1 protein-coding gene is annotated in these 3401 nt (G+C 48.5%); it reads right to left on the bottom strand.

Annotated elements, in window-relative coordinates:
- Positions 1 to 41: 41 nt before the first annotated feature.
- On the bottom strand, positions 42 to 3377 hold the full coding sequence (locus Q0294_RS07000; RefSeq protein WP_299462445.1) for a DUF1553 domain-containing protein: 3336 nt from the start codon (positions 3375 to 3377) through the stop codon (positions 42 to 44).
- Between the last annotated feature and the right edge of the window lie 24 nt (positions 3378 to 3401).

Below are 3401 nucleotides of genomic sequence, written 5' to 3'. Positions count from 1 at the left end.
CAATTCAAAACAGACCATTAAACACTTGATAAAATCAGTCGCTAATTCACAAACAGAAATTCATTAGAAGAAATCAAAACTCGACACAGGCTCTGCCAGGTTCGCAGTTCTTTTTCTTCTGCTGGCATCTCTAATGATTTTAAATCCTGTCTGTACTGTCCGATGTAGTTACGGGCTTGTGTGATTTCCATCGCTGTCGCAGGACGACTGAAGATGCGTTCGTAAATTCGATTCACTTTCGCAGACTCATCCAAATGTGTTTCATGCATAATTTGATCGGCAAAGTCTTTTGTATTCTGCATCACAAATTCACTGTTCATCATGAATAACGCCTGTGGCGCCACCGTTGTATGCGTGCGGTCACCCGAGAGTACACTGGGGTCAGCAAAATCAAATGCCTGCAGAACTTCATAGAGTGCGCTTCTCACAATCGGTAAATAAACAGAACGGCGATTCGATTTATAAACCACAGGATCTACGTTGCTGGTACTTGTGACATACTTCCTGTTCTCGACACCCAACTGAGAACCTCCCATTTCATAATCGAGTTTGCCGCACACTGCTAAAATGGAATCTCGAATCGCTTCCGCTTCCAGTCGTCGCCGGTTCATGCGCCACAATAGTCGGTTCTCAGGATCGCGCGACGCCATTTCCGCGTTATAATCGGCACTCATCTGATAAGTGGAAGACAACATAATCAAACGATGCATGGCTTTGATCGACCAGCCCTGTTCAACAAACTGAACCGCCAGCCAATCCAACAGTTCCGGATGTGTGGGACGTTCGCCAAGTTTCCCGAAGTTATCCGGCGTTCTGACGAGACCTGCACCAAAGTGCCAGCGCCAGATTCGATTCACCATCACGCGCGCTGTTAAAGGATGTTGCCCGCTGGTTAACCATTGCGCGAACGGGAGCCGCCCGCTTTGCTGATCATTGATGGGGGTTTGATTTTCTCCCTCGATAATCTGCAGAAACTGTCGAGGCACTTCTTTTCCAAGTGTAAAGTGGCTTCCCCGCAAATGAACTTTCACATTCTCTGGTTTTTGTTCCGAGACCGCCATCGCTGTCGGATATTGAGGCAGTGCTTTTTCGAGCCCTTTTTTGGCTTCCCGCTGTTCGGCTAATTGCGTTTTTATTTCCGCCGCAAAGTAGTTCTCGTGATCGGAGGGTAAAGCAAACGGTCCTTTCGGATCAGACAGCACCTGGCGAATGGCTTCGCGCTCGGCATCTGCCAGTGATTTCGCACTTTTCCCTGCTTCCGTCTGTTGAAATGTCTGCCATTCCTGTTCCACTTCTGCAAAAAGTTCTCCATAAAGCTGAGCCGCTTTAAGCAATCGCTCTTTCTCAGGCTGCTCATTCAGCTTCTGAAACCGCTGATAAACGGGCCCCAGTTTCTCTGGTGTTTTTCCAGTACGGACAATTTCATTCCAGACAAAAAAAGGTGATGTTTTATCCGCTGAATTTTTCGTCAGATAGTCGGCCCACTGCAGCGTAATACTGCTGATGAGTTTTGTCTGGGGAGAAGAGACATCAGCAACGAGACTCTGGTCTGCCTTTGAAACCTTTCGCGGCGGTGCAATCAATATTTTATCGATATGCGGGAAGGGAATTTTACTTTCGAGGTGTACCTTGTTTTTGCCTTGTTTGAACTGATAAAATCCCTCGACTTTCCATTGCTGTGACTTGGGATACCAGCTTCCGGTTACCTCGCCGGCAGCATCGTTCTTGACTAATTGGTCATTAATCGAAAGTTCAACCGGTCGTGCGTCCGCTGCGGCATAGCGAATCTCGAGTTGATACAGGCCAGACTCTGGCAGTTCAATTTCGTACTCGGCAATATTCGGCAAGGGGCCGTTGTTATAAATGACGCCAATTCCCTCGCCATAACCGGTCAATGATTTTTTCACATTGCCCGTCTGGTAATTTTCTGCTTCGACAACAACTGCGGAGTGCAAGGTGTAAGATTGCGGATCATCGCCAATCGGTTTCGTGGCGCTCATCAATTGATCGGCGTGCTTTTTAATCTCAGCCGCGATTAAATAGTCCGCAACATGTTTGCGTTCATCGTTCAGTAACTGCGCGTCCGCCTTTTTCACCACAGATTGAATGTTCGCTTCCAAATCCGCAATCTGTTTTTTCTGCTCTTCCAGGATTTTAATCTCTGCAGGGCTGGCTAACAATCGTTCCTGCCAGCGGGCGACCACCGTGAAATTTTCCATGGTTTTCGTACTTTTGAAGATGCCTGCCAGTGAATAGTAGTCTTCAATCGGAATCGGATCAAATTTATGAGTATGACAGCGAGCGCATCCTAAAGTGAGCCCCATAAAAGTCCGACCAACGGTATCCAGTTGCTCATCGACAATATCCATCTGCATTTTGGTTTCATCATCTTCCGCCAGCATCTTGGCACCGATCGAGAGAAATCCTGTCGCTGTAATTTTCTCGACACGGCTCTCATCATTCGACTGTTCAGCCAGGATATCCCCCGCCAGTTGTTCCTGAACGAACTGGTCGAACGGTTTATCCTTATTAAAGGCGGCAATCACATAATCGCGATATCGGAAGGCATTCGCGTATGCCAGGTTTTCATCGAGACCATTCGAATCAGCATAACGTGCGACATCCAGCCAATGACGGCCCCAGCGTTCTCCGTAACGGGGTGACGCCAGCAGGCGATCAATTACTTTCGCAAACGCGTTTGAAGACTCATCTTTGACAAAGTCTTCAATTTCCTTGTGCGTCGGAGGCAGACCAATCAGATCAAACGTGGCACGGCGAATCAGTGTTTGCTTATCGGCTGGAGTAGCCGGAGCGTGCCCTGCCTGCTCCAATTTGGATAGGACGAAGGCATCTAAAGATGTTTGCGCCCATGCCTTATTCTGTACCTGGGGAACAGACGGCTCCTGCGGGGGCTGAAACGCCCAGAATTCTTTGTCTTTCTGCGTAAACAGCGGACCGGCTGACGGATTCTCGCCAGGTTGATCAATCGGTTTTGAATTCGGCCACTTGACCCCCATCTGAATCCATTCGGTCAGGTCGCTGATCTCTTTTTGAGACAACTTGTCTTTGGGCGGCATATGAATCTGGCCGCTGTGGTTCACGGCACTGATCAACAGGCTTTGTCCGGGTTTACCGACGACCACGGCAGGCCCTCGCTCCCCCCCCTTTAATAAAGCGGCCAACGAATCGACCCGCAGACCACTCTCCACCGAATCTTCGCTGTGACATTCGTAGCATTGATCGATCAACAAAGGGCGGATGCGTTTTTCGAAGAACTCATCCTTCTTTAAATCAACTTCTGCTGCCAGGAGAGCACAGTTCGTGGGCGCGCTAATTACTGTGAGCACCCCCAAAACCACCAGAAGTATTAATTTCATATCGAAGCATCCAAATGTATGTTA

It is taken from the genome of uncultured Gimesia sp., assembly GCF_937919775.1.
Taxonomy (GTDB): Bacteria; Planctomycetota; Planctomycetia; order Planctomycetales; family Planctomycetaceae; genus Gimesia.
The sequence above is the reverse complement of the archived record's forward strand: the minus strand, read 5'-3'. Positions and strand labels throughout refer to the sequence as shown.

Excerpts from the sequence above, each read along its gene's own strand:
- Q0294_RS07000 (WP_299462445.1), bottom strand. The coding sequence starts at position 3,377 with ATGAAATTAATACTTCTGGTGGTTTTGGGGGTGCTCACAGTAATTAGC.